Source organism: Scandinavium sp. NPDC088450 (genome assembly GCF_044900545.1).
In the GTDB taxonomy this organism is placed as follows: Bacteria; Pseudomonadota; Gammaproteobacteria; order Enterobacterales; family Enterobacteriaceae; genus Scandinavium.
The window spans coordinates 30,821-48,731 of the sequence record NZ_JBJDNI010000033.1 but is presented as its reverse complement, the minus strand read 5'-3'; the positions used below and the strand labels follow the sequence as shown (position 1 = coordinate 48,731).

Below are 17,911 nucleotides of genomic sequence, written 5' to 3'. Positions count from 1 at the left end.
GAATTTCCGGAGAAACCCTGCTGACCCGGCGGCTTGCTTGCCGTTGTTCCGTGTCAGTGGAGGCGCATTATAGGGAGTTATTCCGGGGTGACAAGAGGAAATTTGAATTATTTTACTGTTCGCATTTTTTTTCACCAAAACAGCCATAAAAGCACCATTAATTGCGCTATCTGCTGATTTTACCGCCGAATTTTGTCACTGAGTGGCATACTAAAAAAGAGTTTAGACAGAAGGAATGACATTTATGTCCTTAAGCGCACAGCAGCTGGCGGCACAAAAGAACATATCATGGGTTCTTGCCGAGAAATTGGCGCAGAAGATTTTAACCGGTGAGTATCCCCCGGAAAGCATCCTCCCAGGTGAAATGGAGCTAGGTGAACAATTCGGTGTTAGCCGGACAGCCGTTCGTGAAGCGGTGAAGACGTTATCCGCAAAAGGAATGGTGTTACCTCGTCCCCGTATTGGTACCCGGGTTATGCCAAGAAGCGACTGGAACTTTCTGGACAAAGAGTTGCTCTCCTGGTGGCTCACCGAGAATAACTTCCCCGAAGTGGTAGAACACTTCCTGGTCATGCGCAGTAGCCTTGAACCTCAGGCCTGCATGCTGGCGGCAATGCTGGGTAGCGCGGAACAGAAAGCGCAATTGAACACCTTGATGGAAGAGATGACGCATCTGAAGCGCCATTTTAACCGCGAGCGTTGGATTGCTGTGGACATGGCCTGGCATGAGCAAATCTATGCCATGAGTTCGAATCCTTTCCTGACGTCGTTCGCTTCTTTATTTCATTCGGTTTATCACACCTACTTTGCCGCTATCACTCAGGACGAAGTGGTGAAGCTCGATCTCCACCAGGCCATTGTCGATGCTATCCAGGAGAGCGATGGCCCTCGAGCGTTTCAGGCCTGTCAGGCTCTGTTAATTGCTCCCACCGCGCAGGCGCATAAATAGATGACAGAAAAGAAATCACGCAGTATGGCAGGGTTGCCGTGGATTGCGGCAATGGCCTTCTTTATGCAGGCGCTGGATGCCACCATCCTTAACACGGCACTTCCTGCCATAGCCCACAGCCTTAACCGCTCTCCGTTGGCAATGCAGTCTGCCATCATCAGCTACACCCTGACGGTAGCAATGCTGATCCCGGTGAGCGGCTGGCTGGCCGACCGCTTTGGGACACGACGAGTCTTTATGCTCGCAGTGAGCCTCTTCACCCTGGGATCGCTTGCCTGTGCGCTCTCAGGCTCGTTGCTGCAATTGGTTATCTTCCGCGTGATTCAGGGGATTGGCGGCGCCATGATGATGCCCGTCGCTCGCCTCGCTCTGTTACGCGCCTATCCGCGCAGCGAGCTGTTGCCGGTGCTTAATTTTGTCACTATGCCAGGTTTAGTCGGCCCCATCCTTGGTCCGGTATTGGGCGGGGTGTTGGTGACCTGGGCGAGCTGGCACTGGATCTTCCTGATTAATATCCCGATTGGTATCGCTGGGCTGCTATATGCCCGCAAGTATATGCCGAACTTTACTACCCCGCGCCGCAGCTTTGATATGACTGGCTTTCTGTTGTTTGGCCTGAGCCTGGTGCTATTTTCCAGCGGGATGGAACTGTTTGGCGAGAAGATTGTAGCGACCTGGATTGCACTGGCAATCGTGCTGGTGAGCATGCTACTGCTCTATGCCTATATAAAGCATGCTCGTCGCCATCCTACGCCCCTTATTACTTTGCCGATGTTCAGGACGCGTACTTTTTCCGTGGGAATTGCCGGAAATCTGGCGACACGCTTGGGCACAGGCTGCGTCCCGTTCCTGATGCCGCTGATGTTGCAGGTTGGGTTTGGTTACCCGGCGCTGATTGCGGGCTGCATGATGGCCCCCACAGCAATGGGCTCCATCCTGGCGAAATCCACGGTCACTCAGGTACTGCGCTGGCTGGGGTATCGCAAAACTCTGGTGGGAATAACCGTCTTTATCGGCCTGATGATCGCCCAGTTCTCGCTGCAATCTCCTTCGATGCCGGTCTGGATGCTGATCCTGCCGTTGTTCGTGCTGGGCATGGCGATGTCGACGCAATTCACGTCGATGAATACCATTACACTCGCTGACTTAACCGATGAAAACGCCAGCGGCGGCAACAGTGTACTGGCCGTCACTCAGCAGCTTTCAATCAGTCTGGGGGTTGCGGTCAGCGCAGCCGTTCTGCGCTTTTATGAAGGGTTCGACAGCACCAATACCGTCGAGCAGTTCCACTACACCTTTATTACTATGGGTGCAATAACCGTGGTCTCGGCGTTGGTGTTTATGCTGCTGAAACCGAAAGATGGCCGCAACCTGATTAAGGAGCGGCACAAGAAGAAGGCTTAAGCTGAGCCGCGCACCACCAGCTCGGGCGTGAGTTGCACTCGCTGCTGCTTCTGTCCGGGCTGGGCCATACGATGGATAAGCACATCAATGGCCAGTTCACCCAACTCATCTTTCGGCTGATGGATAGTCGTCAGTGGTGGCGTCATGTAGGCAGCCAGTTCAATATCATCATATCCCACGACCGCCATCTGCTGCGGAACAGACAAGCCCGCCTGATACAACGCCTGATACACGCCCACCGCCATCGCATCGTTACCCACAAAGACAGCCTGCGGTGGAACAGGTAAAGCGAGCAGCGACTGCATCGCACTCAATCCGCCGCCAAACTCAAAATCACTGGTAATGATGTAACCTTCTTCTATTACCAGCCCACAGCGCTGCATCGCAGCCTGATACCCTTCCAGACGCAAGCGAGCCGGCGTTTTATCCAGCGGACCGGCAATGCAGGCAATACGCGTGTAGCCTTTGTCGATCAGATACTGTGTGGCCATGTCACCACCGAGCAGCGAGTTATCCTGAATCAGATCGCTGTCACCGTCGAACGGTGCCCAGTCCATCATCACTGTCGGGATAGAAGGGTAACGCTGCATGATTTCTTGCGAAGGCTGGTGAGTTTCGGTGCAGAGCAACAGCAAACCATCGACACGCTTTTGCATTAGCGTTTCGAGATTGCTGTTCATCCTTTGCTCATCGCCCTCGGTGTTACACAGCACCAGGCTGTAGCCGCGCTCAAAGCAACTGCGTTCCACGCCGCGGACCAGCTCAGAATAGAAAGGATTGGTACTGGCGGTGATCAACATGCCAATGGTGTGGGTCTGATTGAGCTTGAGGCTGCGCGCCAGCGCAGACGGCGCATAGTTAAGACTTTTGATCGCCGCCAGCACTTTTTCGGTGATGGCTTCACTGACAAAGCGGTCTTTATTAATGACGTGAGAGACCGTTGAGGTGGAAACGCCCGCCAGGCGGGCAACGTCCTTCATGGTAGCCAAGCGTTACCCCTGCTGACTGAGGAATTCGTCGATCTCTTTACGCCACGGCACAGACGGTTGCGCGCCTTTGCGAGTCACCGCAATCGCAGCAGCGGCGTGCGCGAAACGTAACGCTTTTGGCAGTGCCTCACCTTCCAACAACGCTGTCATCAGCGCCCCGTTGAACGTGTCACCTGCGGCGATGGTGTCGATGGCCTGAACTTTAAATCCCGGCACGCGCTGGCCTTTACCTTGTTCACTGGCCCACACGCCACGGCTGCCGAGCGTGATGATAACCGTCTCAATACCTTTATCGTGCAGCGCCTGAGCCGCAATCGCTGCGTCTTCATCGGTTTCCACTTTCACCCCGGTCAGCTTTTCAGCTTCGGTTTCGTTCGGAGTGATGATATCCACCAGCGCCAGCAGCTCGTCGGAAAGCTCACGTGCAGGGGCAGGATTGAGCACGACTTTCGTGCCGTGTTGCCGGGCAATCTTTGCCGCAGCCAAAACGCTTTCCAGCGGGGATTCCAGCTGCATCAGCAGCGCATCTGCATCGGCAATCCGTTTTTCCTGCGCTGCCACTAAATCTGTAGACAATGCCGCGTTCGCGCCCGCATGAATACCGATGACATTCTCACCTTCGCCATTAACGAAAATCAGCGCTACGCCGGTGGACTCCCCGGCAATCGCGCTCACTGGCGCAACGTCAATGTTGTCGCTGACGAGCTGCTTGCGAATACGTTCACCAATATCATCATCGCCCGTACAAGCGATAAAAGAAATATTGGCTCCGCTACGCCCTGCGGCTACGGCCTGGTTTGCGCCTTTGCCACCAAACGCCACCTGATAGTGCGTACCCGTGAGGGTTTCGCCAGGACGGGGAAAAGCATCAAGGTTAAGAATGTGATCGGCATTGATACTGCCAAGGACGACGAGATTTCCTGCGTTGTTCATAATCATGAGTGTCCGGTAAAGAGCGCCACCGGGACCCCGGTGGCGCATGCCACGCTTTTCTTTTTACGTTGTCCCCTCAGGCTCTTGGTGGCCTGAATCGGTATGACTTATTGCTTGATGACCAGCTTCAGGTCAACAGGATACTTGGCCTGAACCTTCTCACCTTTCAGTACCTTATCAGCAACTTCCACGCCCTGGGCGCCAATTTGCTCCGGCAACTGTGCAATTGTCGCTGCCAGTTTGCCATCATTTACTGCCTTTTCGCCATCCGGAGTACCGTCAAAACCGACGACCATCACATCTGACTTACCGGCTGTCTGCAATGCACGCAGTGCGCCAAGTGCCATTTCATCGTTCTGAGCGAAGACTGCTTTCACGTCAGGGTGCGCGGTCAGCAGGTTCTGCATGACGTTCAGACCTTTGGTGCGGTCGAAGTCTGCCGGCTGGCTCGCCAGCACGTTAAATTTGTGAGCAGCAACAGCCTGCTGGAAGCCTTCACCACGTTCACGCGCAGCGGAAGTCCCGGCAATACCTTGCAGTTCGATAACCTTCGCGCCTTCACCTGCTTTCTTAGCGATGTAATCACCCGCGATTTTGCCGCCAAGCACGTTATCAGAAGCAATATGGCTGACCACTTCACCTTTGGCCGCCTGGCGATCAAGCGTGATAACAGGGATTTTCGCCTGGTTTGCCATCTTCACGGCATTGCCTACGGCGTCAGAGTCGGTTGGGTTGATCAGCAGGATTTTGGTGCCGCGTACTGTCAGGTCCTGTACGTTCGCCAGCTCTTTCGCCGGGTTGTTCTGGGAATCCAGCACCACCAGGTTGTAGCCCAGTTTGTCCGCTTCTTTCTGCGCACCTTCTTTCAGGGAAACGAAGAACGGGTTGTTCAGGGTAGAGATAACCAACGCAATGGTGTCTTTCGCCATCGCGTTAGCACTGACGGTAGCGCTCAGTGCCACGGCGGAAACGAGGGTAGCCAGTTTTTTCATGTTCATATCTGAGAGGTCCTGTTATGTCAGTTATTACTGCTTTTTGTTGTCTACCAGCACCGCCAGCAATATCACCACCGCTTTGACGATCATCTGGTAATAGGAGGAAACACCTAACAAATTCAAACCATTATTGAGGAAACCGAGGATTAATGCGCCGATCAGCGTCCCAACTATGCGACCTTTGCCGCCCGCAAGACTGGTGCCGCCAAGCACGACGGCCGCAATCGCATCCAGCTCGTAGCCTGTTCCCGCAGTAGGCTGCGCAGAAGAGAGGCGCGCCACTTCGATAATGCCTGCGAGAGAAGCCAGCAGACCGCACAGTGAATAGACGATAATTTTGACTTTGTTGACGCTGATGCCCGACAGGCGAGTCGCAGCTTCGTTACCGCCAAGCGCATAGATATAGCGGCCCAGACGAGTGTGATGCAGCATGTACCAGGCCGCGATAAACACAATCGCCATGATCCACACAGGCGTTGGAATACCCAGCGGGCGGCCAATACCAAACCAGCCGAACACATCCGCGTTGTCAGTAAAGCCGGTATTTACCGGGCTGCCGTTGGTGTAAACCATCGTCACACCGCGAAGCAGAAGCATCATCACCAGCGTGGCGATAAACGCCTGCACTCGGCCCTTTGCCACAATCACGCCAGTCACCGCGCCAATCGCCGCACCTAAGGCAAGTGCCGCCGCAACGGCCACCAGCGCATTCACTTCGATACCCACAATCGAGGCGGCCACCGCACCGGTCAGCGCCAGCAGCGATCCCACAGACAAATCGATACCGGAGGTGAGGATAACCAGCGTCATCCCGACAGCCATAATGGCGTTCACGGAAGTCTGTTGCAGGATATTGAACAGGTTATTAACGGTAAAAAAGTTCGGGCTCAGGGTGGAGACAATCGCTATCAGCACCAACAGCGCGATCAGCGATTTTTGCTCCAGCAGCCACGCTTTGGTGAAATAGCGGCGACCAGAAACAGCCTGGGTAGTCATCTTTTTTACTCCTGATTCACACGATTAAGCTTGCCCACAGCGGCAGCCATCAATACTTCCTGAGTGGCCTGCTCGCGCGTGAATTCACCGCCGAGATGCCCTTCATGCATCACCATGATGCGATCGCTCATGCCCAGCACTTCCGGCATCTCAGAGGAGACAAGGATGATGCTCAGGCCATCGGCTTTAAACTGGTTGATAAGCTGGTAGATCTCTTTTTTCGCCCCAACATCGACGCCGCGCGTTGGCTCATCGAGGATCAGCACTTTCGGGCGCGTCATCAGCCCACGGGCAATGGCGACCTTTTGCTGATTGCCGCCGGAAAGCAGACCAATAGCCTGTTCCATTGACGGGGTTTTGACGTTAAACAGACGGATAAAATCGCTCACCGCCTGCTGTTCATCTTTGTGTTTCAGGCTGCCGCCGCTGTGGCTGAAATAGCGCAACGCGGTCAGCGACATGTTCTCTTTAACTGACATCCCCAGCACTAAGCCATCGCGTTTACGGTCTTCAGAGATATAAACGATGCCGTTAGCCAGACCATCCTGTGGGGATTTGGTCACCACTTCATGACCATCGAGAGTGACATACCCGCTGCTACGCGGCAGCGCGCCGTAAAGCACTTTCATCAGCTCGGTACGTCCGGCGCCCATCAACCCGGCCACGCCGAGGATCTCGCCTTTACGCAAAGTAAAGCTGACGTTTTCTACACCCGGCCCGCAAAGGTTATCCACTTTAAGGAGAACGTCGCCCGGCGCTTTATCGAGACGCGGATACTGATCTTCAAGCTTGCGCCCGACCATCATCTCAATCAGCGTATCTTCGGTGAGACTGGACACTTCACGCTCGGCGATAAACTGCCCGTCGCGGAAAACTGTCACGTCATCGCAAATTTCGAAGATCTCTTTCATGCGATGGGAAATATAGACAATGCCGCGCCCTTGCGATTTCAGCTCACGAATGACGCGGAATAAGGATTCGGTTTCAGTGTCGGTGAGCGCATCCGTTGGTTCATCCATGATGATGACCTTCGACTCGAAGCTCAGGACTTTGGCGATTTCGACCATCTGCTGATCGCCAATCGACAGTTCACCCACCAGCCTGTCGCTCTTAAAGCGCAGGTTGAGTTTCGCCAGCAGCTTGTCGGCTTCGGCGTACATGGTTTTCCAGTCGATTTTGCCGAAGCGGTTAACGAACTCACGGCCTAAGAAAATGTTCTCAGCGATGGAAAGCTGTGGGATCAGGTTCAGTTCCTGATGAATGATGCCAATTCCGGCTTCCTGCGATGACTTCGGCCCGGTAAAGGTGGTTTCCTTTCCCAGCCACCACAGTGAACCGGCATCTTTGCTGTAGATCCCGGTTAACACTTTCATCATCGTGGATTTGCCAGCGCCGTTCTCACCGACCAGCGCCATCACGCGGCCAGCGTACACATTCAGTGAAGCGCCGGAGAGAGCTTTTACGCCCGGGAAGGATTTGTCGATCCCTTTGAGTTGCAGTAATGCGTCCATGATGGCCTCAGAAGGTGACGCCAGCACAGAGAATGATATTCGCATACGGGGAACACTCCCCGCTGCGAATCACCGCCTGGCTTTCTGCGGTTTGTCGTTTGAACTGCTCGTGTGTGGTGTAACGAATATCAATGGTGTTTCCCTGGTGTTGCTGCAGCTGCTCCAGGTGACGGAGCAACGTTTCGTGGAGCTGCGGATTATGGGTTTTGATTTCCGCGGCGAGAATTGCCGTCTCAACCTGCATCTCTGATGTCACCACCTCCAGCACCTGCATAAAACCAGGCACCCCCTGGGTTAAAGCCATATCAATGCGCTGCGTGCTGTGAGGGATCGGCAGACCCGCATCACACACCACCAGCGTATCAGTATGCCCAAGGCGAGAAATGACCGAGGAGATATCAGCGTTGAGTACAGTACCTTTCTTCATGTTTTGCTCCACTAGCGAAACGTTTCGCTGGAGTAAGTTTACACTTACCGGTGTTCAGAAAACTATCATGACGTAACAAAATTGTGATCAACGTCGAAACGTTTCGCTAAGTGAAATGGCGGGGTATGTGAGGAGATATTTTGCCGGGTGGCGCTGCGCTTACCCGGCCTACAGTTTTCGTAGGCCCGTGCAAGCGCAGCGCCGCCGGGCGAAGGTATTGCGGATGTTAAATCTCGACCTGGGTCCCAAGCTCAATCACACGGTTTGGCGGGATCTCAAACTGATCAGGCGCGCGCAGGGCATTGCGTTGCAGCAGCAGGTAGAGCTTGCCACGCAGGCGCAGATACCACGGACGATCGTTGCCAATAATCAGCGACTCATGCGACATGAAGAACGAGGTTTCCATCATCCGGCAACTCAGACCTTCCAGACCACAGCGATGGAACACTTCCTCCACGTTCGGCGTTTCACGCCAGCCGTAGCTTGCGACCACTCGCCAGAATGACGGCGACAGCTGCTCAATCTGTACACGGCGAACGTTATGAACGTATGGCGCATCTTCAGTTCGCAGCGTCAGCAGGATCACACGCTCATGCAGCACTTTGTTGTGCTTGAGGTTATGCAGCATCGCAAAAGGGATAACGTTCAGGGCGCGAGACATATACACCGCAGTGCCAGGCACACGAACGGGTGGCGATTTCTCAAGGGAAGCAATCATCGCTTCCAGAGAGTTGCCATGTTCATGCATCCGACGCAGCAGGCGGAAGCGCTCGCTCTTCCAGGTTGTCATCACCATGAACATCACCAGGCCGAGGGTCAGCGGCAGCCAACCACCGGACATCAGTTTGTCGAGGTTCGCTGAGAACAGCGGCACGTCAATACACAGGAACGCAATCAGAATCAGGCCAACGAAGTACTTGTTCCAGTGCCAGTTTCGGTAAGCCACGGTCGTGGAGAGAATCGATGTCAGCACCATGGTACCGGTGACGGCAATACCGTATGCCGCCGCCAGGTTGCTGGAGTGCTCGAAGCTCACGATAACCAGCACCACCGAGACATACAGCAGCCAGTTGACGAACGGAATATAAATCTGCCCGGACTCCATTTCGGAGGTGTGAACGATGCGCATCGGTGACAAATAGCCGAGACGAACAGCCTGACGAGTCAGTGAGAACACGCCGGAAATCACCGCCTGAGAGGCAATGACTGTCGCCAGAGCGGCGATAATCAGCATCGGGATCAGCGCCCATTCAGGAGCCAACAGGAAGAACGGGTTTTTAATCGCTTCCGGATGCTTCAGCAGCAGTGCGCCCTGGCCGAAATAGTTCAGCACCAGCGAGGGCAGCACCACGCTAAACCAGGCGATACGAATCGGCAGTTTGCCGAAGTGACCCATATCGGCATACAGCGCTTCCACGCCAGTGATGGAGAGGACCACTGCGCCGAGCGCCACAAACGACACGGTTTTGTATTCAAGGAAGAAATGGACGGCCCAGTAAGGATTCAGAGCCTGCAACACTTCAGGGTTCGCAATGATGCTGCGTGCACCCAGCACAGCCAGCAGCAGGAACCAGATAAGCATGATCGGCGCGAACAGTTTCCCCACCAGCGCGGTACCATGCTTCTGAATAGCAAACAGCAGCGTCAGGACACCAATTGAAATCGGCACTATCCAGCTATCAAGCTGAGGGGCGATGATTTCAAGCCCTTCAATAGCCGACATCACCGAGATGGCCGGGGTTATCACCACCTCACCATAGAAGAAGCTGCCGCCAATCAGGCCGAGGATAACCAGCACAGACGTCATTCTTGCCGAGGTATTTCGCCCCGCCAATGACATCAACGTCAAAATACCGCCTTCGCCGGCGTTATCTGCGCGCATCACGAAGGTGATGTATTTCAGGGAGACCGTAAAGATCAGCAGCCAGAAAATTAGCGACAGGAAGCCGAACACGGCATCACGTTCTACACCAAATCCAAACTGACCTGAGAGACATTCTCTCAGTGTATAAAGAGGGCTGGTACCGATATCACCGTAGACCACGCCGATTGCCGCAAGCGTGATGGCCGGCAATGAATGCTTATTATCAGTGCTCATAGACTCGTCTTTCGTTTATAAGACAAATGTGTACCCTGATCCCTGGCTCACAAAAGGCGCACAGTATGCACGATTAATCACAAAATCGTACTCCAAATTGACCCCACGTTATCCCTGCTCAAAGAAAAAACTGCGGTTTTTCCCACGATGACCCATTGCCCGCAACCCGCTATAATCGCCTGATAGCTGGATAATTAGCGGAAGGATACCCCTCTATTATGGCGCAATCACACTTATTAGCAGAAAGAATTTCCCGCCTCAGTGGAGCCCTCGAAAAAGGGCTTTTTGAGCGCAGTCATGCCATCCGGTTGTGCCTGTTAGCTGCACTGAGCGGCGAAAGTGTCTTTCTGCTTGGGCCGCCCGGCATAGCCAAAAGCCTGATCGCCCGCCGCCTTAAATTTGCCTTCCAGCACGCCCGCGCTTTTGAATACCTGATGACCCGTTTCTCCACCCCCGAAGAGGTGTTTGGCCCCTTATCCATTCAGGCGCTGAAGGATGAAGGCCGCTACGAGCGCTTAACCACAGGCTATCTGCCGGAAGCCGAAATCGTGTTTCTGGATGAGATCTGGAAAGCGGGTCCGGCAATCCTGAACACCCTGCTCACTGCCATTAACGAACGTCATTTCCGAAACGGCGCCAGCGAAGAAAAAATCCCAATGCGTCTGTTGGTGGCGGCCTCCAACGAATTGCCCGAAGCAGACAGCAGCCTGGAAGCGCTTTATGACCGCATGCTGATTCGCCTGTGGCTGGACAAAGTGCAGGACAAAGGCAACTTCCGCTCGCTGCTGATAAACCAGCAGGATGAGAACACCAACCCTGTGCCTGAAAGCCTCCAGGTCACAGACGAGGAGTTCATGCAGTGGCAAAAAGACATCGGCAACGTCAAGCTGCCCGATGCCGTTTTTGAACTGGTCTATCACCTGCGCCAGCAACTGGATACTCTGCCAAACGCGCCTTACGTTTCTGACAGACGCTGGAAAAAAGCGATCCGCCTGCTGCAAGCCTGTGCCTTTTTCAGTGGTCGCGAAGCGATCGCGCCGATTGATTTGATCCTGCTGAAAGATTGCCTGTGGCACGATGCGGAAAGCCGCCAGCTCATGAAACAGCAACTGGATAATTTGATGACCGGGCACGCCTGGCAGCAGCAGGCCATGCTGCTCAAACTCGGGGCAATTACCCAACGTCGTTTGCAAATCCAGCAACAGCAGAGTGACAAAACAGCGCTGAAAGTCACTCGTCTGGGCGGCATGTTCAGCCGCAAACCGCACTACGAACTGCCAGAGGATTTGCAGGACGTAACGCTCACGCTGTTACTTCAGCAGCCGCTGAAACTGCACGATATGAACGTGGTGCACATCACTGTCGAGCGTCAGGCACTGGCTCATTGGCTGGAAAAAGGCGGGGAGATCCGCGGCAAACTCAACGGCATCGGCTTCGCCCAGGTGCTGAATATGGAAGTCGACACCAGCCTGCATCTGCTGCTGCGTGACGTCAGTCTGCAAGGTTCACGGCTTGCGCTCCCTGGCAACAGCACGCCAGAAAACATGCCGGGTGAAATCAAACAGCAGCTGGATGCTCTGGACGACGAATGGCATCAGCAGCACACCCGCTTTAGCGAACAGCAAAAATGCCTGTTCGTTCACGGCGACTGGCTGGGCAGAATTGAGGCCAGCCTTCAGGATGTCGGCGATCAGATCAAACAGGCTCGCCAGTAATGCTCACCCTCGACACACTGAACGTGATGCTGGCCGTCAGCGAAGAAGGCATGATCGAAGAGATGATCATCGCCTTGCTGGCATCTCCTCAGTTGGCGATCTTCTTTGAAAAGTTTCCTCGGCTGAAAAATGCCCTCACTGAAGACATCCCTCGCTGGCGAGAGTCACTCAAAAGCCGACTAAAGGAAACACACGTTCCTCAGGAGTTGAGTGACGAGGTGATGTGCTATCAGCAAAGCCAGACGCTTTCTACGGCGCAATTTATTGTGCAGCTCCCGCAAATCCTCGCCCTTTTACACAAGCTCCAGTCGCCGTTTGCCGCTCAGGCCCAGCAACTGGTGGATAACAACGCCACATTTACCCCCGCGCTACACACTCTGTTTTTGCAGCGCTGGCGGCTCAGCCTGGTCGTTCAGGCAACCACGCTCAATCAGCAACTGCTGGAAGATGAGCGTGAACAACTGCTCAGCGAAGTGCAGGAAAAGATGACCCTCAGCGGGCAGCTTGAGCCGATTCTGGTTGAAAATGATGCCGCCGCAGGCCGCCTGTGGGACATGAGCGAAGGGCAACTGAAGCGCGGCGACTGGCAGCTGATTGTCCGATACGGTGATTTTCTGACGGAACAGCCGGAACTGATGCGCCTGGCCGAACAACTGGGCCGTTCGCGCGAAGCCAAATCCGTGCCACGCAAAGATGCGCCGATGGAAACGTTCCGTACACTCGTGCGTGAACCAGCCACGGTGCCGGAACAGGTTGATGGCTTGCAGCAGAGCGACGATATCCTGCGCCTGCTTCCACCCGAACTGGCGACGCTCGGAATAACTGAACTGGAATATGAGTTTTACCGGCGGCTGGTGGAGAAGCAACTGCTCACTTACCGTCTGCACGGTGACGCCTGGCGGGAGAAAATCAGCGAGCGTCCTGTTGTTCATCAGGACTTTGATGAGCAGCCGCGCGGGCCGTTTATTGTCTGCGTGGATACCTCAGGTTCAATGGGAGGCTTCAACGAACAATGTGCAAAAGCCTTCTGTCTGGCCTTGATGCGCGTGGCGCTGGCGGACAATCGCCGCTGCTACATTATGCTGTTTTCCAGTGAAGTGGTGCGCTACGAACTGACCGGGCCGCAGGGGCTGGAACAGGCGATTCGCTTTCTAAGCCAACGCTTTCGCGGCGGCACGGATATCGCCAGCTGCTTCCGCGCGATTATCGAACGGATGCAGGGCCCGGAATGGACGGATGCCGATGCGGTGGTGATTTCAGACTTTATCGCCCAGCGATTACCGGACGACGTGGTGAATAAGGTGAGCGAATTGCAGCGTGTGCATCAACATCGCTTTCATGCGGTGGCGATGTCTCAACATGGAAAACCCGGCATCATGCGCATCTTTGATCACATCTGGCGCTTTGATACCGGGTTACGGAGCCGCTTGCTGCGGCGCTGGCAACGCTAATTAAAGAAGAGAACCCACGCTTTCACGAACCTGCTGTGGCCACACGCCACACTGTACCTGGCCGATGTGCGGCAGTTGCAACAACAGCATGGTCAAACGTGACTGTCCAATCCCACCGCCGACGGTCTGCGGCATCTCGCCGCGAAGCAGTGCCTGGTGCCACTCTAACTGCAAGCGATCGTCATCCCCAGTAAGTGCTAACTGACGTTTCAGCGCTTCGGCATCCACACGAATCCCCATCGAGGAAAGCTCAAACGCATCTTCCAGTACCGGGTTCCACACCAGAATGTCGCCGTTCAGACCAGCCAAACCGGTTTCACCTTGGGTGCTCCAGTCATCATAATCCGGGGCGCGAACGTCGTGACGCTGACCGTCAGACAGTTTGCCGCCGATGCCAATCAGGAAAACGGCCCCTAGCTCTTTCGCAATGGCGCGTTCACGCCCTTTGGCATCCAGACCCGGATAACGGCTCAGTAATTCCTGGCTGTGCACAAAGTGGATCTGCTCTGGCAGGAACGGTGCCAGACCAAACTCTTTACTCACCGCGGCTTCCGTCGCTTTGATCCCAGCGTAAATCGCTTCTACTGTTGCTTTCAGCGTGCCGGTATGACGTTCACCGTCACCCATTACGCGTTCCCAGTCCCACTGGTCAACATAGACTGAATGGATTGGGGTAAGACGGTCTTCATCGGGGCGAAGGGCTTTCATGTGCGTGTAGAGCCCTTCGCCCGCGCTGAAGTCGTGTTGGCCGAGCGTCTGACGTTTCCATTTCGCGAGGGAATGCACCACCTCGAACTGGGCGTCAGGCAAGGTTTTCACTTTTACCTGTACCGCTTTCTCGCAACCAGACAGGTTGTCCTGGGTACCATCTCCCACCCGACTTAAGATCGGTGCCTGAACTTCAATGAGTCCAAGTCTGTCTTCGAGCTCACGTGAAAAATGGGACTTAACGAAACTGATCTGGCGTTGTTTTGCGATGTAAGCGGTTTTCATTTTTATACTCTCCTGCGTCCTGTGCCTTTGATTAAGCAACAGAAAGCAGGTGTAATTCAATAATCATCAATCAAAAAGCCACCTTCGATTTTGATTCGATAAAATCAGGCGCTAAAATAGAAGGAATCATCAATTATCATAAGAATATCCTATGGAAAATTATCAGATCGACAATCTGGATCGCGGCATCCTTGAAGCCCTGATGGCCAATGCGCGCACAGCCTATGCAGAACTCGCCAAGCAATTTGGCGTAAGCCCGGGCACCATTCACGTTCGGGTAGAGAAAATGAAGCAGGCGGGCATCATTACCGGGGCGCGTATTGACGTAAACCCAAAACAGCTCGGTTACGACGTTTGCTGCTTTATTGGCATCATCCTCAAAAGCGCCAAGGACTACCCATCAGCCCTCGCACGACTCGAAAGCCTGGATGAAGTCACGGAGGCGTATTACACCACCGGTCACTACAGCATCTTTATTAAAGTGATGTGTCGCTCGATCGACGCCCTTCAGCAGGTACTTATCAACAAGATCCAAACAATCGATGAAATTCAGTCCACCGAGACGCTTATCTCCCTGCAGAACCCGATCATGCGTACCATCCGCCCGTGATCGGGCTTTTTAATCCCACATCTTTCCACAGGTAGATCCCAGCTCACACACAGCGTACAATGTGCCACTCAGGAATAATGGGTGGACTTTCATGGCAGACATTACACTTATCAGTGGCAGTACGCTCGGCGGTGCCGAATACGTTGCGGAACATCTGGCTGAAAAGCTGGAAGACGCCGGTTTCTCCACTGAAACACTGCACGGCCCTCTGCTAGAGGAGCTGAATGCAAAGGGTGTCTGGCTGGTGGTGAGCTCCACGCACGGTGCGGGAGATATTCCCGATAACCTTCTTCCTTTATATGAAGCATTGCAGGAACAGAAACCGGATCTCTCAGCCGTACGTTTTGGTTCTGTCGGTATCGGCAGCCGTGAGTACGACACCTTTTGTGGGGCGATCGATAAAATTGATGCCGCTTTGATCGCCTGTGGCGCGAAGCAAAAGGGTGAAACACTGAAGATCAACATCCTTGATCATGACATTCCGGAAGATCCGGCCGAGATTTGGCTCGATGAATGGAAGAATGTGATCGGAGAATTGTAAAGATCGCGTTTTTTTGTGTGGATAACTCTGGTTAAAAGCACTGATCAACCGGTAGTTATCCAAAGTATAAGGTTTGGCTAGTTTTCGCCCTGTGCATAACCCTTCATTTTGATCCCAGCTTATACGGACCAGGATCACCGATCATTCACAGCCAGAGATCCTTCTTAAGCGTTTGATCTAAAAAGCTGGATCCGCCTTATCCACAGACGGTGGCGATCCTAATAAGAGATCATAGTAAAACAGATCTCTAAATAAAAAGATCTTCTTTTAATTACCCAGGATCCCGGGTGCTTTCTCCAACAGGCAAAGTTGAGTAGAATCCACGGCCCGGGCTTCAATCACTTTTCAAACCGCTTTCATGCGAGGCAGAACACCATGTTTTATCAGGATCCTTTTGACGTCATCATCATTGGCGGGGGTCATGCAGGTACTGAGGCCGCGATGGCCGCAGCACGTATGGGTCAGCAAACCCTGCTGTTGACACACAATATCGACACGCTGGGGCAGATGAGCTGCAACCCGGCTATTGGCGGCATTGGGAAAGGACACCTGGTAAAAGAAGTGGATGCGCTTGGCGGCTTAATGGCCACGGCAATCGATCAGGCCGGTATCCAGTTTAGGATACTAAACGCCAGCAAAGGCCCGGCCGTTCGTGCCACCCGTGCTCAGGCCGATCGCGTGTTATATCGTCAGGCGGTACGCACTGCGCTGGAAAACCAGCCTAACCTGATGATCTTCCAGCAGGCCGTCGAAGATCTGATTGTGGAAAACGATCAGGTTGTTGGTGCCGTGACCCAGATGGGTCTGAAGTTCCGTGCGAAAGCCGTGGTGCTGACTGTCGGCACTTTCCTTGACGGAAAAATTCATATTGGACTGGATAACTACAGCGGTGGCCGTGCTGGCGATCCGCCTTCCATTCCACTGTCTCGCCGTTTGCGTGAACTGCCGCTGCGCGTCAGTCGCTTAAAAACAGGGACGCCGCCGCGAATTGATGCGCGCACTATCGATTTCAGTGTGTTGGCCCAACAGCATGGCGATAACCCGATGCCGGTGTTCTCGTTCATGGGCAATGTCGCGCAACATCCTCGCCAGGTACCGTGCTATATCACGCATACCAACGAGAAAACGCACGACGTTATTCGCAATAACCTCGATCGCAGCCCGATGTATGCTGGTGTGATTGAAGGGATTGGCCCGCGTTACTGCCCGTCGATTGAAGACAAGGTGATGCGTTTTGCCGATCGTAACCAGCACCAGATTTTCCTTGAGCCAGAAGGCCTGACGTCTAACGAAATCTACCCGAACGGGATTTCCACCAGCCTGCCGTTTGACGTGCAGATGCAGATCGTTCGTTCAATGGAAGGCATGGAAAACGCGAAGATCGTCCGTCCAGGCTACGCTATTGAGTACGACTTCTTCGATCCACGCGATCTGAAACCGACGCTGGAGAGCAAATTCATCCAGGGTCTGTTCTTTGCCGGACAGATTAACGGTACCACCGGTTATGAAGAAGCCGCTGCACAAGGCTTGCTGGCGGGTCTTAATGCCGCTCGTTTCTCTGCTGACAAAGAAGGCTGGGCGCCACGCCGCGATCAGGCTTACCTTGGCGTGCTGGTCGACGACCTGTGCACACTGGGCACCAAAGAACCGTACCGCATGTTTACCTCTCGCGCGGAATATCGCTTGATGTTGCGTGAAGACAACGCCGATTTACGTCTGACAGAACAAGGCCGCGAATTGGGTCTGGTTGATGATGAACGTTGGGCGCGTTTCAACGAGAAACTGGAAAGCATCGAACGTGAGCGTCAGCGCCTGAAATCCACCTGGGTGACGCCAACCTCTGAAGCCGCGGCTGAAGTGAACGCCCAATTGAGCGCGCCACTTTCTCGCGAAGCCAGTGGGGAAGATTTACTGCGTCGTCCGGGCGTAACCTACGAGCAACTGGTTCAGTTGACGCCATTTGCCCCGGGTCTTGAAGATCCACAGGCTGCTGAGCAAGTGGAGATCCAGGTGAAGTACGAAGGTTACATCGCGCGTCAGCAGGATGAGATTGATCGTCACCAGCGCAATGAGAATACACTTCTGCCGGCCACGCTGGATTACCGTCAGGTTTCTGGCCTGTCGAATGAGGTGATCGCCAAGCTCAACGACCATAAACCGTCTTCCATTGGTCAGGCATCACGTATTTCTGGCGTCACGCCTGCTGCCATCTCCATTCTGTTGGTCTGGCTGAAGAAGCAGGGCATGCTGCGTCGCAGCGCTTAATTTTTGAATACTGCCCGGCGGTGCGATGCTTGCC

General features: G+C 54.1%; 15 protein-coding genes. 7 read left to right on the top strand and 8 right to left on the bottom strand.

Going from position 1 to position 17,911, the window contains the following annotated elements:
• The first annotated feature begins 244 nt into the window (after nucleotides 1-244).
• Both ACI2I2_RS22035 and mdtD read left to right on the top strand, forming a co-directional pair.
• Nucleotides 245-949 (top strand): FadR/GntR family transcriptional regulator, encoded by a 705-nt coding sequence (locus tag ACI2I2_RS22035; protein WP_404659898.1) that lies wholly within the window; start codon nucleotides 245-247, stop codon nucleotides 947-949.
• A complete protein-coding gene (gene mdtD, locus ACI2I2_RS22030; protein WP_404659897.1) occupies nucleotides 950-2,353 on the top strand; it encodes a multidrug transporter subunit MdtD in 1,404 nt (467 codons plus the stop codon). It begins immediately after the preceding gene.
• Here the strand turns inward: mdtD and rbsR are convergent.
• The 7 genes from rbsR to kup form a co-directional block, all read right to left on the bottom strand.
• Nucleotides 2,350-3,342, bottom strand: a complete 993-nt coding sequence (gene rbsR, locus ACI2I2_RS22025) for a ribose operon transcriptional repressor RbsR (RefSeq protein WP_404659896.1) — start codon at nucleotides 3,340-3,342, stop codon at nucleotides 2,350-2,352. The two genes, mdtD and rbsR, sit on opposite strands and share 4 nt — an antisense overlap.
• Before the next feature lie 3 nt (nucleotides 3,343-3,345).
• Complete coding sequence (gene rbsK, locus ACI2I2_RS22020; protein WP_404659903.1) at nucleotides 3,346-4,275, bottom strand: ribokinase; 930 nt, start codon at nucleotides 4,273-4,275, stop codon at nucleotides 3,346-3,348.
• A 107-nt stretch (nucleotides 4,276-4,382) separates the two neighbouring features.
• On the bottom strand, nucleotides 4,383-5,273 hold the full coding sequence (gene rbsB, locus ACI2I2_RS22015) for a ribose ABC transporter substrate-binding protein RbsB (RefSeq protein ID WP_404659895.1): 891 nt from the start codon (nucleotides 5,271-5,273) through the stop codon (nucleotides 4,383-4,385).
• 27 nt (nucleotides 5,274-5,300) lie between these two features.
• Entirely contained in the window at nucleotides 5,301-6,266 is a 966-nt protein-coding gene (rbsC, locus tag ACI2I2_RS22010) for a ribose ABC transporter permease (RefSeq protein WP_330985568.1), read from the bottom strand.
• A gap of 5 nt (nucleotides 6,267-6,271) precedes the next feature.
• Nucleotides 6,272-7,777 carry a ribose ABC transporter ATP-binding protein RbsA gene (gene rbsA / locus ACI2I2_RS22005; RefSeq protein WP_404659902.1) on the bottom strand — a complete coding sequence of 502 codons (1,506 nt, stop codon included), beginning with the start codon at nucleotides 7,775-7,777 and terminating at the stop codon, nucleotides 6,272-6,274.
• A gap of 7 nt (nucleotides 7,778-7,784) precedes the next feature.
• Complete coding sequence (rbsD, locus tag ACI2I2_RS22000) at nucleotides 7,785-8,204, bottom strand: D-ribose pyranase (protein ID WP_404659894.1); 420 nt, start codon at nucleotides 8,202-8,204, stop codon at nucleotides 7,785-7,787.
• Nucleotides 8,205-8,430: 226 nt separating this feature from the next.
• Nucleotides 8,431-10,302, bottom strand: a complete 1,872-nt coding sequence (gene kup, locus ACI2I2_RS21995; protein ID WP_404659893.1) for a low affinity potassium transporter Kup — start codon at nucleotides 10,300-10,302, stop codon at nucleotides 8,431-8,433.
• Nucleotides 10,303-10,520: 218 nt separating this feature from the next.
• Between kup and ravA the strand changes: the two genes are divergently transcribed.
• Together ravA and viaA are read left to right on the top strand one after the other, a co-directional pair.
• Nucleotides 10,521-12,017: an ATPase RavA gene (gene ravA, locus ACI2I2_RS21990; protein WP_404659892.1), complete on the top strand. Its 1,497-nt coding sequence runs from the start codon at nucleotides 10,521-10,523 to the stop codon at nucleotides 12,015-12,017.
• Entirely contained in the window at nucleotides 12,017-13,468 is a 1,452-nt protein-coding gene (viaA, locus tag ACI2I2_RS21985) for an ATPase RavA stimulator ViaA (RefSeq protein WP_404659891.1), read from the top strand. The genes ravA and viaA overlap by 1 nt, the downstream gene beginning before the upstream one ends.
• Here viaA and asnA read toward each other — a convergent pair whose 3' ends face one another.
• Nucleotides 13,469-14,461: an aspartate--ammonia ligase gene (gene asnA / locus ACI2I2_RS21980; RefSeq protein WP_404659890.1), complete on the bottom strand. Its 993-nt coding sequence runs from the start codon at nucleotides 14,459-14,461 to the stop codon at nucleotides 13,469-13,471.
• Nucleotides 14,462-14,612: 151 nt separating this feature from the next.
• Here asnA and asnC point away from each other — a divergent pair, with 151 nt between their 5' ends.
• The 3 genes from asnC to mnmG all read left to right on the top strand — a co-directional run bounded on the left by asnC (nucleotide 14,613) and on the right by mnmG (nucleotide 17,877).
• Nucleotides 14,613-15,071, top strand: coding sequence for a transcriptional regulator AsnC (asnC, locus tag ACI2I2_RS21975; RefSeq protein ID WP_045853727.1), 459 nt, complete (start codon nucleotides 14,613-14,615; stop codon nucleotides 15,069-15,071).
• Between the two features lie 91 nt (nucleotides 15,072-15,162).
• A complete protein-coding gene (gene mioC / locus ACI2I2_RS21970) occupies nucleotides 15,163-15,612 on the top strand; it encodes an FMN-binding protein MioC (RefSeq protein WP_404659889.1) in 450 nt (149 codons plus the stop codon).
• Nucleotides 15,613-15,987: 375 nt separating this feature from the next.
• The gene (gene mnmG / locus ACI2I2_RS21965) at nucleotides 15,988-17,877 is read left to right on the top strand and encodes a tRNA uridine-5-carboxymethylaminomethyl(34) synthesis enzyme MnmG (RefSeq protein WP_404659888.1); all 1,890 of its coding nucleotides are present in this window, start codon (nucleotides 15,988-15,990) and stop codon (nucleotides 17,875-17,877) included.
• The last annotated feature ends 34 nt before the right edge of the window (nucleotides 17,878-17,911 follow it).

What these genes read in the sequence shown, in the direction of transcription:
- rbsA (WP_404659902.1), bottom strand. Translation starts at nt 7,777, where the DNA reads ATGGACGCATTACTGCAACTCAAAGGGATCGACAAATCCTTCCCGGGC.
- rbsD (WP_404659894.1), bottom strand. Translation starts at nt 8,204, where the DNA reads ATGAAGAAAGGTACTGTACTCAACGCTGATATCTCCTCGGTCATTTCT.
- asnA (WP_404659890.1), bottom strand. Translation starts at nt 14,461, where the DNA reads ATGAAAACCGCTTACATCGCAAAACAACGCCAGATCAGTTTCGTTAAG.
- rbsK (WP_404659903.1), bottom strand. Translation starts at nt 4,275, where the DNA reads ATGAACAACGCAGGAAATCTCGTCGTCCTTGGCAGTATCAATGCCGAT.
- asnC (WP_045853727.1), top strand. Translation starts at nt 14,613, where the DNA reads ATGGAAAATTATCAGATCGACAATCTGGATCGCGGCATCCTTGAAGCC.
- rbsB (WP_404659895.1), bottom strand. Translation starts at nt 5,273, where the DNA reads ATGAACATGAAAAAACTGGCTACCCTCGTTTCCGCCGTGGCACTGAGC.
- mioC (WP_404659889.1), top strand. Translation starts at nt 15,163, where the DNA reads ATGGCAGACATTACACTTATCAGTGGCAGTACGCTCGGCGGTGCCGAA.
- mdtD (WP_404659897.1), top strand. Translation starts at nt 950, where the DNA reads ATGACAGAAAAGAAATCACGCAGTATGGCAGGGTTGCCGTGGATTGCG.
- rbsC (WP_330985568.1), bottom strand. Translation starts at nt 6,266, where the DNA reads ATGACTACCCAGGCTGTTTCTGGTCGCCGCTATTTCACCAAAGCGTGG.
- kup (WP_404659893.1), bottom strand. Translation starts at nt 10,302, where the DNA reads ATGAGCACTGATAATAAGCATTCATTGCCGGCCATCACGCTTGCGGCA.
- ravA (WP_404659892.1), top strand. Translation starts at nt 10,521, where the DNA reads ATGGCGCAATCACACTTATTAGCAGAAAGAATTTCCCGCCTCAGTGGA.
- viaA (WP_404659891.1), top strand. Translation starts at nt 12,017, where the DNA reads ATGCTCACCCTCGACACACTGAACGTGATGCTGGCCGTCAGCGAAGAA.
- ACI2I2_RS22035 (WP_404659898.1), top strand. Translation starts at nt 245, where the DNA reads ATGTCCTTAAGCGCACAGCAGCTGGCGGCACAAAAGAACATATCATGG.
- mnmG (WP_404659888.1), top strand. Translation starts at nt 15,988, where the DNA reads ATGTTTTATCAGGATCCTTTTGACGTCATCATCATTGGCGGGGGTCAT.